At 55.0% G+C, this 16,003-nt stretch carries 16 protein-coding genes; 4 read left to right on the plus strand and 12 right to left on the minus strand.

The genetic code is table 11. The features are described 5' to 3' along the window. Positions 1 to 25: 25 nt before the first annotated feature. Complete coding sequence (locus tag PUR_RS20775) at positions 26 to 484, minus strand: chemotaxis protein CheX (protein WP_179036883.1); 459 nt, start codon at positions 482 to 484, stop codon at positions 26 to 28. Between the two features lie 255 nt (positions 485 to 739). On the opposite strand from PUR_RS20775, the gene PUR_RS20780 reads away from it, so the two are divergent. Together PUR_RS20780 and PUR_RS20785 are read left to right on the plus strand one after the other, a co-directional pair. Continuing rightward, positions 740 to 1,645 carry a LysR family transcriptional regulator gene (locus PUR_RS20780; protein ID WP_179036884.1) on the plus strand — a complete coding sequence of 302 codons (906 nt, stop codon included), beginning with the start codon at positions 740 to 742 and terminating at the stop codon, positions 1,643 to 1,645. A 45-nt stretch (positions 1,646 to 1,690) separates the two neighbouring features. After that, positions 1,691 to 2,500 carry a histidinol-phosphatase gene (locus PUR_RS20785; protein ID WP_179036885.1) on the plus strand — a complete coding sequence of 270 codons (810 nt, stop codon included), beginning with the start codon at positions 1,691 to 1,693 and terminating at the stop codon, positions 2,498 to 2,500. A gap of 122 nt (positions 2,501 to 2,622) precedes the next feature. Here PUR_RS20785 and PUR_RS20790 read toward each other — a convergent pair whose 3' ends face one another. Then, positions 2,623 to 2,850 (minus strand): helix-hairpin-helix domain-containing protein, encoded by a 228-nt coding sequence (locus tag PUR_RS20790; RefSeq protein WP_179036886.1) that lies wholly within the window; start codon positions 2,848 to 2,850, stop codon positions 2,623 to 2,625. 268 nt (positions 2,851 to 3,118) lie between these two features. On the opposite strand from PUR_RS20790, the gene PUR_RS20795 reads away from it, so the two are divergent. Further along, positions 3,119 to 4,543, plus strand: coding sequence for an MFS transporter (locus PUR_RS20795; RefSeq protein ID WP_197970104.1), 1,425 nt, complete (start codon positions 3,119 to 3,121; stop codon positions 4,541 to 4,543). Between the two features lie 162 nt (positions 4,544 to 4,705). On the opposite strand, the gene PUR_RS20800 is transcribed toward PUR_RS20795, so the two are convergent. The 8 genes from PUR_RS20800 to PUR_RS20830 all read right to left on the minus strand — a co-directional run bounded on the left by PUR_RS20800 (position 4,706) and on the right by PUR_RS20830 (position 12,476). Then, the gene (locus PUR_RS20800; protein WP_179036888.1) at positions 4,706 to 5,647 is read right to left on the minus strand and encodes a metallophosphoesterase; all 942 of its coding nucleotides are present in this window, start codon (positions 5,645 to 5,647) and stop codon (positions 4,706 to 4,708) included. A gap of 129 nt (positions 5,648 to 5,776) precedes the next feature. Further along, a complete protein-coding gene (locus PUR_RS25880; RefSeq protein WP_197970105.1) occupies positions 5,777 to 6,061 on the minus strand; it encodes a potassium channel family protein in 285 nt (94 codons plus the stop codon). Next, positions 6,058 to 6,339, minus strand: coding sequence for a hypothetical protein (locus PUR_RS25885; RefSeq protein WP_197970106.1), 282 nt, complete (start codon positions 6,337 to 6,339; stop codon positions 6,058 to 6,060). The genes PUR_RS25880 and PUR_RS25885 overlap by 4 nt, the downstream gene beginning before the upstream one ends. A 145-nt stretch (positions 6,340 to 6,484) precedes the next feature. Continuing rightward, a complete protein-coding gene (locus PUR_RS20810) occupies positions 6,485 to 7,291 on the minus strand; it encodes a DUF3891 family protein (RefSeq protein ID WP_179036890.1) in 807 nt (268 codons plus the stop codon). A gap of 294 nt (positions 7,292 to 7,585) precedes the next feature. Beyond that, positions 7,586 to 8,446 (minus strand): MBL fold metallo-hydrolase, encoded by an 861-nt coding sequence (locus PUR_RS20815; RefSeq protein ID WP_179036891.1) that lies wholly within the window; start codon positions 8,444 to 8,446, stop codon positions 7,586 to 7,588. Positions 8,447 to 8,953: 507 nt separating this feature from the next. Further along, entirely contained in the window at positions 8,954 to 9,718 is a 765-nt protein-coding gene (gene sdhB, locus PUR_RS20820) for a succinate dehydrogenase iron-sulfur subunit (RefSeq protein WP_179036892.1), read from the minus strand. Between the two features lie 331 nt (positions 9,719 to 10,049). Continuing rightward, a complete protein-coding gene (gene sdhA, locus PUR_RS20825; RefSeq protein WP_179036893.1) occupies positions 10,050 to 11,792 on the minus strand; it encodes a succinate dehydrogenase flavoprotein subunit in 1,743 nt (580 codons plus the stop codon). 15 nt (positions 11,793 to 11,807) lie between these two features. Continuing rightward, on the minus strand, positions 11,808 to 12,476 hold the full coding sequence (locus PUR_RS20830) for a succinate dehydrogenase cytochrome b558 subunit (protein ID WP_179036894.1): 669 nt from the start codon (positions 12,474 to 12,476) through the stop codon (positions 11,808 to 11,810). Positions 12,477 to 12,779: 303 nt separating this feature from the next. Here PUR_RS20830 and PUR_RS20835 point away from each other — a divergent pair, with 303 nt between their 5' ends. Further along, on the plus strand, positions 12,780 to 13,688 hold the full coding sequence (locus tag PUR_RS20835; RefSeq protein WP_179036895.1) for a LysR family transcriptional regulator: 909 nt from the start codon (positions 12,780 to 12,782) through the stop codon (positions 13,686 to 13,688). Between the two features lie 108 nt (positions 13,689 to 13,796). Here PUR_RS20835 and PUR_RS20840 read toward each other — a convergent pair whose 3' ends face one another. Together PUR_RS20840 and PUR_RS20845 are read right to left on the minus strand one after the other, a co-directional pair. After that, entirely contained in the window at positions 13,797 to 14,477 is a 681-nt protein-coding gene (locus tag PUR_RS20840; protein ID WP_179036896.1) for a potassium channel family protein, read from the minus strand. Between the two features lie 13 nt (positions 14,478 to 14,490). Continuing rightward, positions 14,491 to 15,849, minus strand: coding sequence for a TrkH family potassium uptake protein (locus PUR_RS20845; protein ID WP_179036897.1), 1,359 nt, complete (start codon positions 15,847 to 15,849; stop codon positions 14,491 to 14,493). Positions 15,850 to 16,003 lie beyond the last annotated feature (154 nt).

Consider the following 16,003-nt stretch of genomic DNA (forward strand, 5'->3'; position numbering starts at 1 on the left):
TGATGACATACTCTCTCTTACAATTCTAAGAGATCATCACCTGAATATCCAGCTCACCGATTCCGTCCATAACGAGGGGAATACTCAGCGCTTTGCGGGGCAGGAAGGCTACCAGATTTTCGGATTTCAGTACTTGGGGAGGCGTGATATCCACCACAACGCCCTGATTGGACAGCATGGTGCTCGCGTTGCCGCTGATCATGTTGCCTAGCTCCGAAATGGCGCTTTGCCCCATCTCGTCCATCTCCGCAATGGGATAGCCGCCCATCATGGCAGACACCATGCGCAGCGCCACATGTTCCGCAATGCCAAAAACGATATCGCCGCTAAGCTCCCCCGTCATTCCGACTTTTATCCATATATGGTTATCGAACAGCTCAATATCTTTTATTCCCAAATTTCCGGTCGATGGCGAGACTTGAATCACCTGTTCAATTACAACGCGCGCAGATTCCAAAAACGGATTAATCACTTCTGCCTTCATAATAGTGCTGAGTCCCCCTTTGCCGGACTTAAGTCATATTCCAAAAGTCCCACGACGATCTTGGTATAGTATATCTCATATATCGGCACAATTCACCAAAAATTAATGCTTGTCCCAAGGAAATAAACGAAGGGGTGAGCGGTGTCATTGCCCTGCCGGATAGAATCTCCTATAATTTAATTAAATGCCAACGTTCGGCGTAAACTATGTACATAACCGATAAGTCAACAAATGGTTGGCCAAGGGAGGTATTCCATGAACATCAGCCAACTGGAGACGCTTATCATGATCTCCAAAACGATGAGCTTCCGCAAGGCGGGAGAACTACTCAATCTGACCCAGCCGGCAGTTTCCGCTCAAATCAAGAGCCTTGAGGAAGAGTTCAAGACCCAGCTAGTGGACCGGAACCAGCCCGTTACGCTGACGGACAAGGGACAGGTATTCCTTACGCATGCGGAGCAGATCGTAAATATCGTCGACGATTTAAAGCTGAGGCTTGCCGACCTGGATGAAACGCCGCAGGGCCACATCATACTGGGGACGACGACCTCCATCGCGATCCAGATTCTGCCGCGTATTCTATCGTATTTTCAGGACCAATTTCCTCATATCAAAACATCCATCCAATCCATGTCCTCTACGCAGATCTATCAGCATGTCGAGAACGGCCTCGTCGATGTCGGCATCGGTTACCTGATCGGAAACAGTCCTAGCATGAGCACTTCCACCCTCTACTATGATACTTTCGAACTGGTCGTGTCCCCGAGACATCCGCTGGCTTCGGCGCCCGGAGGCGCCCGCGTCGAGGTGCTTGGCCAAACTCCGCTCATTCTGCTCTCGCCCGATACGGTCGGACGGATGTTCGCAGAAGAGGTGTTTGCCAAGCACGGCATTCAGACCCATGTCATCATGGAGCTGACAAGCAGTGAAGAAGTGAAGCGGATGGTGGAACTGGATCTGGGCGCAGGCATCATTTCCAAGCAGTCGGTGGCGGAGGAAGTCCGTGCGGGAACACTCAAGATTATTCCGATCATGGAGCTGGAGGTAACCCATCCCGTCGGAGTTATCACCAAATCGGGAAAATATGTCAACTCGGCCATGCGGCAGTTCCTCAGCGATCTTAAAGGGATGCCGGAGACGCAGTTTATCGGTTCGGAATAGGACGTCATTAATTTACACAATTTGGCCTAAGGAGATGTTCTTTCAATGAAATTCGACCTGCATACCCATCATTTCCGCTGCGGCCACGCCGACGGAAACATTCGTAATTACGTTGAGGCCGGCATTAAGGTAGGGCTCGGAGTCATAGGCATTTCGGATCACACCCCCTATTTCGGAGATCCGAGCGATCAAGCTTTTCCGCATATTGCCATGGCCAAATCGGAATTCGCCGCTTATGTGGAAGAAGTGCTCGCCTTGAAAAAAGAGTATGAAGGCGTAATCGACGTCCTGCTTGGCATTGAATCCGACTATTTCCCGGAGCATGTGGAGACGTACCGGAAAATGCTGGACGCGTATCCTTTCGACTACGTGATCGGCTCGGTGCACAACACGGGGGGCCTCAGCATTTTTAACAAAGGACGCTGGAAGGGCCTGGAGACCAAAGAGAAGATTGCGATCAAAACAGAGTATTACCGGCTTATCTCCGAGTCCGCCCGCAGCGGCATGTTCCAAATCCTCGGCCATATCGACGCCATGAAGGGCAACTATCCCGATTTCTCGAATATTCTTGCCCCGGGACCGCTCGACGATTGCCTGAAGGTCATTGCCGATAGCGGTGTGGCGATTGAGATCAACACCTCCGGAAAGACCAAGCTGAGCGGCGGCTGGTACCCTTCGGACGACATCCTGGAACGGGCGCTGCGCTTCGGCGTGGAGGTAACGTTCGGGTCGGACGCGCACAAGCCGTCAAGGGTAGGCGACGAGCATGAAGCGGTGGCGGCCCGGTTGAAGGAAATCGGCTTTACCTCCTGGGTTTACTACAAGCAGCGGCAGAGAGTAGAGCTGCCATTATAAGGATGGATAATCCGCGGCAGCGTGAGCTGGAGGGTGCAAGGATTAACATGGGACGGCGGGAAAAAGATAACAGCGGCAGTTCGGGAGACTTTGACAGGTCCCGGCTGCCGCTGTTTATTAATTCACCTCTGCATCTTATCCGCAAAATGTAATCCTTTGGCCGTCATTGCCTGCCTCAGTTGATCCAACGCTTTCGGACCCATTCCATGCAGTTTCAGAAGTTCCGCTTCGCCAGCCTCCGCAAGCTGCTCCAAAGTCAAATACCCCGCCCCCTGAAGCGCTCTTCTTGCCGGTTTGCTCAGTTTTTCGGGAAACCCGCTTTGCGGACCGGCAATATCGTGCTCGTCCATCAGATCCCTCCTTCCTTGTTCCCTGTACTTCCATTTTACCTATTAGGCTAATGATGGATACCCCCAATCGGCGCTCTCTATGGCAGGGCTGTTTCCCGCCCAAGTTACGGACTAAGGACATGTTTGGCTGAAACGCATTGACATAACGGCAAAACCGAAATAAAATTGGTAACACCAATATTGGTATTACCAATTCGATTTTTAAGCATTACTCAATGCATTCGGAATGGACTTACCCCGGTCTTTATGGGGAGAGGAGGACCGTCCTGTGATTACTCCCAAGCTGCGCAATACGGCTTTGCTTGTGGCCGGTTGTTATTTCATGGAGAACCTTGACAGTACCATTGTTACAACGGCGGTGCCCGTAATGAGCCGGGCGCTTGATGTCTCTTCGGCTCAAATGGGACTGATTGTTACCGCATACATGGTCACGTTGGCCGTGTTTATCCCCATCAGCGGCTGGCTTGCCGAGAAGTTCGGAACCCGGCCGGTATTTCTGTCGGCCATCGCGATCTTTACGATCGCTTCGCTTGCCTGCGCGCTGTCTCCAACTCTTGAAGTGCTTGTCGCCGCGCGGGTACTGCAAGGATTCGGGGGCGCGATGATGGTTCCGGTCGGCCGCGTGGTTGTCATCAAGCATACGGAGAAGCGGGATCTGCTGAAAATCATGTCTTATCTTGTCTGGCCCGGGCTGATCTCGCCCGCCATCGCGCCGCTTGCCGGCGGACTCATCATCACGTACGCCTCGTGGGAATACCTGTTTCTGATTAACATCCCGCTTGGCATTGCCGGATTTATCGCCGCCTGGAAACTGATCGACGACAGCGCCGAATCGGCACCGTCCAGACTGGACGTAACCGGAGTAGCGCTCACGGGCATCGGGGTAGGCGGTCTGACTTACGCGGCGCATGTGCTTGCAGATTCCGGGGCCGCCTGGAGCAAGGGTTTGCTGTTGGCAGCGGTCTTCCTTATCGTCGCCGTTATCGCCGTCAAGCATCTGTTGACCGTCTCCAACCCGATTGTGGAGCTGCGGATATTAACTATCCCGACCTTTCGCTCCTCTCAGCTCGGCAGTTCCCTGTACTGGATGATGGTCGGATCCGCGCCTTTTATGCTGACACTGCTGTTTCAGAACGTCTTCGGCTGGAGTCCGACGCTTGCGGGCGGCATTGTACTGTTTATTTTTGTCGGAAACATCGGCATTAAGCCTGCGACGACCTTCCTGATCAACCGGTTCGGCTTTCGCCGCGTTCTGATCGTTTCTACAGCAATCGGCGCACTGACCATGATTCTGAACGGACTGATTACGCCGGCTGTTCCGATCGTGCTTATTGCCCTGCTCACGCTGATCAGCGGCATTGTCCGCTCCACGGCGCTAACGGCTTATACCACAATGGCGTACAGCGATATTTCGCCGGAGAATACGCGTCATGCCAATGCGCTGGCGTCGACGATGCAGAACCTTGCCGCCGCCTTTGGCATCGCCTCGGCAACGGTGGTGCTGCGCGCCGGGGAGCCAATTGCGAAGTGGGCTACCGGATCTTCCGGCAGCTCGGGAGCTTATACCGTATCTTTCTTTATTTTGGGCATCATCGCTTCATTGGCGACGCTGGAGGCGGTACGGCTTGACCCGGCCGCAGGCAATGCTCTCCGGCGGAAGCAGACCGGCGAAAGTCTGAATAGTCCTAATTAAAGTCTCCAAGACGTCCGAACAAAAAAATGGACCCGATTTCTCGGGTCCCAACAAAATCTATATTTTCAAAAGGGGGTCATGTATACAGTTTACCCCGGCACTGTTAGAGTTTGATAACGGCATTATTTCATTTGTGTAACAAGTGCTGACCCGCTGTGGCCGCTATCCTTCCGTCCGGCGAAGGGTAAATACCGTCAGCTCCGGGCGGCACATAAACCGGAACGGCATATACGTTTCCCCAAAGCCCCGATTGACATACAGCTTCCTGTTCGGTTCCCCTACCGTATAGAGGCCGCTAATATACTTGGCCGACCCGTCCGGCAGAAAGGGAGGCCCCACAAACGGAATACGAATCTGTCCGCCGTGGCTGTGTCCGGACAGCTGAAGCTGAATGGAGTATTCCAGCACGAAATCCGCATAATCCGGCTCGTGCATGAGCAGCACCGTGAACATGCCTGGCGGGATGCCGCCCATCGCCGCCTTCGGATTGGGACCTGGGCTGTTGATCAGATAATCCTCCATTCCCGTGACGGCGATGGCTTCCCCCCCTTTCTCGAGAAGGACATGATCATTGCGCAGCACCTTGAAACCGGCAGCCTCCAGCAGACCGACCAGCTGCTCGGCATGCTTGTAATCATGATTGCCGAGCACCGCAAATTTGCCCATCGGCGCAGTCAGACCGGCAAACAGAGGAACGGACTCCACCAAATCCTCCGGATAGCTGTCGACGATATCGCCGCTGAAGCAGATCAGGTCCGGTTCCGCCTCCCGGATATGGCGCACCAGCCGCTTGACATCATCGGCATCCTTGTTGAAGCCGAGATGCACATCGCTGAAATGAACAAGCTTCATTCCCGAAAACGCGGCGGGAAGCTCTTTCCAAGCCAGCGTTAGATGGGTAATATCCAGCCAGCGCGTCTCTCCCTGCCAGCTGTAGCCGCCCGTCAGCAGACCCGCGCCGATTAACGTCGCCGCTCCGCGGGCCAGAAACTGCCGGCGCGTTATTTTTTTGCCGCCCGTTCCGGGTGATGAAGAATCGGCCAAATTGCCGTATCCGCCGCCTGCGGCGTTAACTGAAGATTTGTTTTGCGCCGGTTCGTTCATTGGCCTTTTCCCCTTTCGCACCTGAATTTCTTTGCTCCGCACCGGCTGCCGACCTCTCATTCGTCTTGCGCCGGCGCCCTGAGCGGTTTATTTACCGGGTTTTTGCCCGGCTTTGCTTTGCTTGTCCGCTCAATGTCCTCCACTGGATTTCAATTCATCCTTTACCTTGTCCTTCACTTCATCCTTAACCTCGGTTTCGATGTCCACTTCGATCTCGGCCTCAATCTCTTCCTCCGGCTCGTTCCCGAGAATTTTGCGGAACAGGCCCAGCATCGCCAGCGCGTAGTACACCGTAATGAAACTGAATCCGATCTGCATGATGACCACAAGCCGAGAAGTGTTGTCTATCGGGGCGATGTCCCCGTATCCGACGGTTGTAAAGGTCGCGACGCTGAAATACAGGAACGAGATCAACTGCGTGAGCAGGTCATTCCCGATTCCTTCTCCCTGAAAGGAGGACTGGCCTGCGAAGCCAAACAGAACAATACAATCAGGGTGCGCAAACCGCGAGTTCCCGTTACGAGAGAGTTCATGCTGATTACATTCAGCAAATCTCCCACGGAAAACAGCACATAGATGAGGAGCGGCACAACCAAAACGCCCTTGCTCACCCATTTGATCTTGACCCGGTAGAAAAAAACGGCCATCAGCACCACCACCGCCGTATTGAGGACCCACATCCATCCGTCCATGATTGTTCGCTCCTGTTCGAGGTCCCCCGGGCACCCGGGAAAATTAATCAGTCGCCGCTTTCGGGCTTCCGGAAACCGTCAAAGCCGCACCAAAAACTGCCGGGTCGGGATGGAAGCTCTCCGGCATCCGGCAGGCTCGAGGCCCTTAAGGCCGCCGCTTCAGTTCCCCTTCGGCTATGGTTACGCTGATTGGCGTCTCCGGCGTGGCGCTGTACGCCGCCGCAAGTCCTTGGGAGGCTGCCTCGCTCCGGGGCACCCGGCGCACCGGCAGCGTCACTTCAAACGATTCGGTGAACGGGTAAGGATCGAGCAGCAGCGTCGTTCCCCGCCACTCGGCCGTGATAATCCGTCCGCCGGTAAAATCAAATTCCTCTGTACCTGAGAAGCCATCCTTGAACCAGGGATGGATATCCTTCGTCTGCGTTCCGGGCTCGTGCAGCCCGATGAACAGCGACAGATCGTCGCAGAACTGCAGCAGCCGGCTGTCGTAATACAGCTCCGCCTCGCCGATGGCCGCTTTCGACTGTTCCAGCTCCCGGTGAATCCAGGAACGGCGCTTCTCCTCTTTCTGGAGGTAGATGGTCAGCTCGGGGCTGTTCTCGCCGGACACTTCGATCAGGCGTTCATAATGCAGGCTGCATAGCAGCGCGCCGTAAAGAGTCACCGTCTCGATCTCGTCCAGACCCCGCCGGTAGAAAGTCAGCTTCGGCACGACGGGGAAATCGATAAAGCTGTACGGCGCTTTGGCCGTATCGTTCCAGAAGGGAGTCTCATCCAGATCGACCCAGCCCCGGTCATGGTTGGCTATCGCATACAGCACTTCATCCGAATGGCGCTTCCGGGGCACCTCTTCCTCTCGGAACCTCGCTGCAAATTCTCCGGCCAGCCGCCCGTGGTCATGCTGTTTGATCATGACAAACTTCTCATCCTGCTCCCGACAAATCACCGCCATACCTCCCAGTAGATGCCATTTCCATGCATTAATACGGAGATTATAACATATTTGCCTGGGGGATTTGGAATCGGTGGCAGCGGAAGAAGCGGTGCATGAAGCGGCGAAAGAAGTGCCGGAAGAATAGCCGGAATGGGCATCGCGTTCGTTCGGGCGTGGGTCCCGGCCTTTGCCTTCGTCCAGGCTTGGACGTTTGCCTGGCGTTCGTCTAGCGTTCTTCCGGGCCACGGCGTTTGCCTGGACGGTTGTCCGGGCTTTCTCCTGAGCTTTAACCTTCGCCTATTCCCGCACCGATTATAACGGCTCGACGCCTGCCATGAAATAATCTATTACCTGAAGCAGATCTTTGGACAGTTCATCCGATTGCAAAAATGCCTTCATTTCGCGGACCACCCGTTCCCGGTCATGGCCGAACATTTCCACGGCTCGGGCTATCTTTTCCCAGTTCGCCAGATCGAGACGGAATTCTTCCCCGCTCATCGGAACCCCATGCGATTCCACATACCAGTCCGCGTTATACCCGTATGCCGTTGACAGCAGCTTCAAAAAGGCCGCGCTGGTATACTTGCGCGGACCGCCGTAAACGGAGGGTCCCAGCGCATCGCCTAGAAACAGCACCCGATCCTCCCTGACATGCAAAATGCAGCTGTCGGAGGAATGGTCCCCTCCCACATGCACCAATTCGCAAACAACGCCGCCGAGATCGAACTCGATCCGGTCCCGGAACAGAATATCCGGCTGAGTGATGCGGATGTCCCGGCGGCTGCCGTACTCCTTGCGAATATCGGCGGCGCTGTCTTCGCTAATGATCCCATCCGAAATCAAGCTCAGGAGACAGCCGTCCGACCAGTCCAGCCCTTGGAGCGAAGACAGCACCCGGCCTGTTTCCACATAGGCTGCTGCCGGGAGGTTCCAGGCCTGCATGCCAAAGGTGTGGTCCCAGTGCCAGTGGGTCAGCGCCAGAATTTCCGGCTGGCGGACCCCGCGCCGCTTAAGCTCCCTGCGGAACAGCTCCGCATGCCCCGGCGAATTGCCGGCATCCATGAGCAGAGTCCGCCGCTCTCCTGCAATGGCCGCGAGGATGGGACGGTCCGTTTCATGCTCGGCATGCATGATGATGACATGCGGGCTTAATTGTTGATAATGGTGTGTCATGTACAGCAGCTCCCCTTTTCCGCGTCAAGTGCATCCTTTGGACAAAAACAAAATTGGCGTACAGTGATCAAGCCAAAATTCGCGCGCTAATCAGGCATTGGATGGATGGAACGGAAATTCTCCCGCTTATTTTTCAAAAAGAGGGCTTGATTAGGGTCCAGACTGGAAAATCTCCATCATAATCCGGCAATTTGGTCGGTGATAGAGAAAATACGGACAATAAGACGGAGGTTTTCCCGTTTAACGTCTTAATTATTGTTTTTTTCGAAAATAAGACGGAGGTTTTCCCCTTCATCCCTGTGTCTGTACAAGATCGAGCGCTGGTATCATGCAACGTTTAGGCTTTGTGCGCATAATATCTCCATGTTGTATTAAAACCGGCTTTTATTCAAGGCAAAAGAATAGGCCGCCGCCGGATCGTTGTCCGGGGGCGGCCCGCTGTAGAGGGTCCGGCACCTGCTATGGATACTTGCTACGGATACTTGCTACAGATACTTGCTATGGAGCTTACACGCCTAGCCACCGCTTGAACATATGCTTAGTCGTCTGCTTGTTGATTTCGGCGATGGAAGTCGTAAGCGGGATGCCTTTCGGGCAGGCGCGCACGCAGTTCTGCGAGTTGCCGCAGCCCTCGATCCCGCCGTCCGTCATCAGCGCCTCCAGCCGGTCCTCGGCGTTCATCTCGCCCGTCGGATGGGCGTTGAACAGGCGGACTTGGGAAATGGCCGCCGGACCGATAAAATCGGTCTTCGCATTGACGTTCGGGCAGGCCTCCAGGCAGACGCCGCAGGTCATGCATTTGGACAGCTCGTAGGCCCACTGCCGCTTCTTCTCGGCCATACGCGGGCCCGGACCGAGATCGTACGTTCCGTCGATCGGAATCCAGGCTTTTACCTTTTTAAGCGCATTGAACATCCGGGTTCGGTCGATGACCAGATCGCGCACCACAGGGAAAGTGCTCATCGGTTCGACGCGAACCGGCTGCTCCAGATTGTCAATCAGGGCGGCGCAGGCCTGGCGCGGCTTGCCGTTGATGACCATGGAACAGGCGCCGCACACTTCCTCCAGGCAGTTTGATTCCCAGCAGACCGGGACCGTGGCATCGCCTTTGGCATTGACCGGATTGCGCTGAATTTCCATCAGGGCGCTGATCACGTTCATTCCCGGACGGTAAGGAAGATCGAATTCCTCTGTATAAGGCGCGCTCTGTGGATCGTCCTGGCGGGTGATGATAAATTTCACGTTTTTGGGAGCTGCCGCTGTTTCCGCCATAGGTTACCCCTCCTAAAAGTTTTGATAGCATAATCTGCTATGAAATCACTTCGCAAAACTGCTTCGAAAGCGTGGACTTAGTTTTGATAGCATAATCTGCTATGAAATCACTTCGCAAAACTGCTTCGAAAGCGTGGACTTAGTTTTGGTAGCATAAGCTGCTATGAAATCACTTCGCAAAACTGCTTCGAAAGCGTGGACTTAGTTTTGATAGCATAATCTGCTATGAATTCACTTCGCAAAACTGGCTTCGAAAGCGTGGGCTTAGTTTTGTCAGCATTGGCTACAATAGCTTGGGCTTAAGTGTAATAGCATCGGAACGAACCGATTATTAGTCCTTGGAGTAGTCGCGGACCCGCGGAGGAATCAGCGATACATCGACGCCTTCGTACGAAATGGCCGGGCCGTCCGGCGTCCAGGACGCCTTCGTCGTCTTCAGGAACTCCTCGTCGTTGCGCTTCGGAAATTCCGGCTTGTAATGCGCGCCCCGGCTTTCGTTGCGCAGCAGCGCACCGAGCGTCATCGCCTCAGCCAGCTCCAGCATGTTCCACAGCTGCCGGGTAAAGGCGACCCCCTGGTTGTTCCAGCGCGAGGTATCGCTCATATTGATGCCCCGGTAGCGCTCCTTCAGTTCCTTGATTTTGCCTATGGTTGCCTCCAGCTTCACGTTATGGCGGACCACCGTCATGTTGGCTGTCATCCACTCGCCCAGCTCTTTATGAAGGACATAGGCGTTCTCCGTCCCGCTCATGCCAAGCAACGATTCGTATTTGTCCTGCTGCACGCGCCGGTAGCCGTCGAATACGGAAGAGGATACGTCCTGCACTGATTTTTTAAGCCCCTTAATGTATTCAACCGCCTTTGGCCCCGACACCATGCCGCCGAAAATGGCCGACACCAGCGAGTTCGCGCCCAGCCGGTTCGCTCCGTGATATTGGTATTCGCATTCTCCCGCCGCAAACAGGCCGGGAATATTCGTCATTTGGTTGTAATCGACCCACATGCCGCCCATGGAATAATGGACCGCCGGGAAGATTTTCATCGGGATTTTGCGCGGATCGTCGCCCATGAATTTCTCGTAAATCTCGATGATGCCTCCGAGCTTGACGTCCAGCTCCTTCGGATCTTTATGCGAAAGGTCTAGATAGACCATATTCTCGCCGCCCACGCCAAGCCCCTGGTCTACGCAGACATTGAAAATTTCTCGTGTGGCAATATCGCGAGGCACCAGATTGCCGTAGGCCGGATATTTTTCCTCAAGGAAGTACCACGGCTTGCCGTCCTTGTAGGTCCAGATTCGCCCGCCTTCGCCGCGCGCCGATTCGCTCATGAGCCGCAGCTTGTCGTCGCCGGGAATGGCCGTCGGGTGAATCTGAATAAACTCGCCGTTCGCGTAGTGAACGCCCTGCTGGTACACGGCGCTTGCAGCCGTGCCCGTGTTAATGACCGAGTTGGTCGTCTTGCCGAAAATAATGCCCGGACCGCCGCTCGCCAGAATAACCGCGTCCGCCGGGAACGTCTCGATTGCCATCGTGCGCAAATCCTGCGCGCAGATGCCGCGGCAGACGCCCTCATCGTCGATAACGGCGGAGAGAAATTCCCAGTTCTCATGCTTCGTTACGAAGCCTTCGACCTCCCAGCGCCGTACCTGCTCGTCAAGCGCGTACAGCAGCTGCTGGCCGGTCGTCGCTCCCGCAAAAGCCGTCCGGTGATGCTTCGTTCCTCCGAACCGGCGGAAGTCAAGCAGCCCCTCCGGCGTGCGGTTGAACATGACGCCCATCCGGTCCATCAGATGGATGATGCCCGGGGCCGCCTCGCACATCGCCTTGACCGGAGGCTGATTGGCGAGAAAATCCCCGCCGTATACGGTGTCGTCAAAATGCACCCAAGGCGAGTCGCCCTCGCCCTTCGTGTTGACGGCGCCGTTGATGCCGCCCTGCGCGCAGACCGAGTGCGATCTTTTGACGGGAACAAGCGAGAAGAGATGGACATGAACGCCGGCCTCTGCCGCCTTGATGGTTGCCATCAGGCCGGCCAGGCCGCCGCCTACGATAATGATATCGGCTGTTGCCATGACAGGTTCACTCCCTTATTGGATGACAGTATTTGCAGTTTGGACAATAGCCTCAGCTGTATTGAAATCGCTGTCACGGAACGTGACGAGCGACAGCAGGAACATAAACGTCACCAGGACGAACAGGCCCATGCATAAATAGGACGATACCCGCTGCGAACGGGGACCGATCGTGACCCCCCAGCTAACGAGGAAGGACCACAGCCCGTTGGCGAAATGGAAGCAGGCCGCAACGATGCCGATGATATAAAAAGCAAGCCAAAACGGCTGGGTAACGATATTATGCATCACGCCGCCGAGCTCTTCATGCGTAACATGGCCAAGCGCCACTTGAACCCGGGTTTCATACAGATGCCAGATGACAAAAATAAAGGTGATGATGCCGCTGACCCGCTGAAGCGTATAACGCCAGTTTCGTTCAAGATTGTAACGATTCAGGTTCGGCTTTGACTGATAGGCGATATACAGACCGTAGACGCCGTGGTACAGCAAGGGAAGCCAGATAAACAGCAGTTCCAGGAAGAAGACGAGCGGCAGGCTGTTCAGCCACAGCACACTGTCTTTGAAGCCGGTAGCGCCCCCCTCCACCGCCGAGAAATTCGTCAGCATGTGCTCGATGAAAAAAAACGCGAGCGGGATTACGCCGAGCAAGGAATGAATCTTTCTGGAATAAAAGCCTCTCATAATGCGGGGTCCCCTTTCCGAATAAAACAGCGTTTTCATTAATCAGCATACACCTGCGGGGCGGTGGTTGAAACAGGAAATTGCAGGCTTTCATCTGCCAAAAAACCAGTTCCGCCAATCCTCTTCCGCTCCCGATAAGGCTTTGCTTCATTTTTCACAAATTATGAATATTTTGTGTCACTTTGTATGTTACTCTTTTTTATCTTATAAGGGAATTGCAATCTAATTATTATACGTTATAAATTATATGCATAAGGTGACAGTCAATTAATCCGTTCTGGAGAAGCCGGAAGGAGTGACGTTATGTTTGACGATCTTGATATTTTTGCCGCTGTTGTAGAACAATCAAGCCTGAATAGAGCTTCCCGTCAACTGAATTTGTCACAGCCCGCCCTGTCGCGCAAAATCTCCAAGCTGGAGGAACGGCTGGGCGTAACGCTGTTCAACCGGTACGGCAAAAAGCTGGAGCTAACCGAGGTCGGACGGTTGACTTACACCTATGCCTTGGAGCAGCGGCAACAGCGCGCCAAATTCTTGGAGGCGATCTCCAAGTTCAAGCAGGGCGAGCCGCTGTCCGTTGCGCTTGGCGCCAGCCTGACCACCCTGCAGACAACCCTGCCGCCTCTCGTAAACGCATACATGGAAAAATATCCTGCCGCCGAGCTGAAGCTGGTTACGGGCAAGACGCATGAGATTGTCACTTCGGTGCGTGAAGGACGGTCCGAAGTCGGCATCATCGCATCCGCCACCGCCGAGCCCGGCCTGCGCTGCATCCCGCTGTTCGAGGACCAGCTGCGGCTAGTCGTTGCCGGACATCACCCGCTCGCAGGGCTGCCCCGGCTTGAGATGGAGCATTTGAACGGGCTGCCGATGATCCTCTTCTCAAAGGGAACCTGGTACCGCCGCATGACGGACGACCTGTTCCAGCGCAGCGGCATTCAGCCGGATATCCGCATGGAGATCGATTCCTTCGAGGCGATCATCCGGCTGCTGCCGACGATCAAGGCGGCGGCGCTGCTGCCCAATTCCTACCTCCGTCCGCAGCTGCTGTCGGGAGGCGGACTGGCCTCCTTGCACATCAAGGAACTGGAGCTGACCCAGCGGACCACCTGTCTGATCTACCGCGACACCGGCGACCTAAGCGCTGCGGCGCGCAGTCTGGTGCAGGTGACGGAAGAGGTGTTCAAGGCTGGCCGGCCGGCCTCTCACTAAATTGGCTATGCTGAGAAAAAGAAAGACTCTCTTCAGCCGCAGGGCCGAAGAGAGTCTTTCCCATTGCATCTTCCATTGCGACTTTTGTCATCTGCCGAAAGCGTAAGGTCAAGCCTCCGTCTCCCCGCCGTTCATCGCGTCTTCCTCGAACCGGTCGATGCTCTCATTGGAGCCGATAACCACCATGATATCGCCCGCATACAAGTAATCATGCGCGGTCGGAGCGACAATAATCCCGCCTGCGCGGTTCAATGCGATAATGCTGCAGCCGTATTTCGCCCGGGGATTGATCTCGGCAAGACTCTTGCCGTCCATGCAGGACGGAACGGTCAGCTCGACGATCTTGTATTCCTTGGACAGCTCGATGTAATCGACCAGATGCGGAGTCACCAGCTGATGCGCCACGCGGACCCCCATGTCCCGCTCCGGAAAAATGACCCTGTCCACCCCGAGCTTCTCCAAAGCGCGTCCGTGCAGGATGGAAATCGCCTTGGCCACCACCATTTTGACACCCAATTCCTTCAGGAGAATGGCTGTAAGGATGCTGCGCTCCATATTGTCTCCAATCGCCACAATGCCGCAGTCCAGGTTCCGGACGCCCAGCGACCGCATGACGCCCTCATCCGTGGCATCCGCCATGACGGCATGCGTCAGCTTGTCGGTCATCTCCTCCACCCGTTCTTCGTTGTGGTCGATGCCGAGCACTTCATATCCCATCGCCATCAGTTCAAGCGCCAGACCGGCGCCGAAGCGGCCAAGGCCGATCACGACAAATTGCTGTGCTTTCATTCCCGTTATCCCCTTATCCGATAATCATTTTGCCTTCCGGGTAGCGATACAATTCCTTACCCTTTTTCGGTCCCAGTGCATAAGCCAGCGTCAATACGCCCAGCCTGCCGGCGAACATGGTGAGACAGATGAGGATTTTGCCCGCCATAGACAGATCCGGCGTAAGCCCCAGACTGAGCCCTACCGTAGCAAAGGCCGATGTCGTCTCGAACAGCAGATTCAAAAAGGGCGCATCCTCCGTGGTCGATAGCACCATCGAGACGGCGACGATCAGCAGCAAGGCCAGCAGAGTAATCGTCAGCGCCTTGAACACCCGTTCCTGAGCCAGACGGTAGCGGAACAGCACAATATCGTCACGGCCGCGCAACATCGCGATTACCGCTCCGATCATAATAGTAAAGGTAGTCGTCTTGATGCCGCCCCCGGTCGAACCGGGAGAAGCCCCGATGAACATTAGAATCACGATAAAAAACTGCGAGGCCTGCCTGAGGCCCGTCATATCCAGGGTATTGGCGCCGGCCGTCCGCGGAGTAACGGATTGAAAGAGCGCCGTCCATATTTTCCCTCCCCAGCCGAGTGAGCCCATCGTGCGCGGATTCGTAAACTCGAATATAAAAAGCACGAGAGCCCCGATCACGATCAGCGCGGCGGTCATGGACAGCACGACCTTGCTGTGCAGCGATAGCCTGCGTTTGCGCCGGTAATCCATAATATCCGACATCACGATAAAGCCGATGCCGCCGGAGACGATCAGAAACATAACTACGATATTGACAACCGGATCGTCGGCATAGCCGGTCAAGCTGCGGTATTCGCCGAACAGATCGAAGCCCGCGTTGTTGAACATTGAGACGGCATGGAACACGCCGAAGAAAGCCGCCCGTCCCAGCGGCATATCAAAAGCCCAGCGGAACGTAAGGAGAACTGCTGCGCAGGCCTCGATCACCAGAGAATAAATCAGGACGCTGCGGATCAGCCGGACGATCCCTTCCATAGAGCTCTGATTCATCGCTTCCTGCAGCACCAGCCGCTCCCGCAGCGAAATTCGCCGCCGGAACACCAGGGCAAACAATGTCGCCATCGACATGAAACCGAGGCCGCCGACCTGGATCAGCAGCATGATGACAATCTGCCCAAAGGTCGTGAAGAACGTGCCTGTGTCTTTTACAACCAGCCCGGTAACGCAGGTGGCCGATGTGGACGTAAACAGAGCGTCCAAAAAACCAATAGAATGCCCCGGAACATGCGAAACCGGCAGCATCAGCAGCAGGGCTCCAATCAAAATGATGACGGCAAAGCCGATCACCAAGATCTGGGGCGGTGACAGCTTCAGCCAGCGGAATTCGGAAACCTTTGATGCTTGTGCAGCCATAACCATCCCCCGTCCATAAAATCCGATTTCTCTTCATATACTATCATTAAGCGATATTATCAAATTTAGATTGCGATTTCACCGTTTTTTCAGTGCTTTCCGCCATTTATCCCTCATTATCCCCTAAATAATGGCTTTGGGCATGCCTGCTGTG

This window comes from Paenibacillus sp. URB8-2 (assembly GCF_013393385.1).
In the GTDB taxonomy this organism is placed as follows: domain Bacteria; phylum Bacillota; class Bacilli; order Paenibacillales; family Paenibacillaceae; genus Paenibacillus_AQ.